The 514-nt window shown below is 47.1% G+C and carries 1 protein-coding gene; it reads left to right on the top strand.

Translation table 11 applies throughout. From position 1 onward, the window contains the following. The coding region (locus CYP26_RS06470; protein WP_181000877.1) for a molybdopterin-dependent oxidoreductase at nucleotides 1–514 on the top strand (514 nt) is incomplete at both ends.

Raw genomic sequence — 514 nt, 5'->3', positions numbered from 1 at the left:
GGTGCCGTCATTGGCGGAGTAAATAGCGCAAGTGTGGGTAAATTTAACGATAAGGGCGAGTTTATAGGCACGGATACAGGTGAGTTTGACAAACGAGGTCGCTTCGTCGCAAAGGCAGCTGCAGCAGCAGGTACAGGCCAAAGTTGGCTACAAAAAGCAACCAACTATGCCTTCCCGGTCGCTCGTATCGCGGACGCTCTGCTAAATCCGGGCAAAGTGATTGATCATGACGGCAAAAAGATCACCTATCCAGACATCGACTTTATCTACTGGGTCGGCGGTAATCCACTTGTGCATCACCAAGATACTAATACAAATTTAAAAGCGTGGAGAAAGCCAAGAACAGTTGTCGTACATGAATCATACTGGACACCGACAGCAAAAATGGCTGATATCGTATTCCCAGTCACCACAGAGTACGAGAGAAACGACATTACCATGACTGGTGACTACTCAAATATGAGCATCGTACCGATGAAACAAGTCGTTGAAAAATACCACGAGGCAAGAGACG

Source organism: Campylobacter concisus, assembly GCF_002913225.1.
Classification (GTDB): Bacteria; Campylobacterota; Campylobacteria; order Campylobacterales; family Campylobacteraceae; genus Campylobacter_A; species Campylobacter_A concisus_J.
The sequence above is the reverse complement of the archived record's forward strand: the minus strand, read 5'-3'. Positions and strand labels throughout refer to the sequence as shown.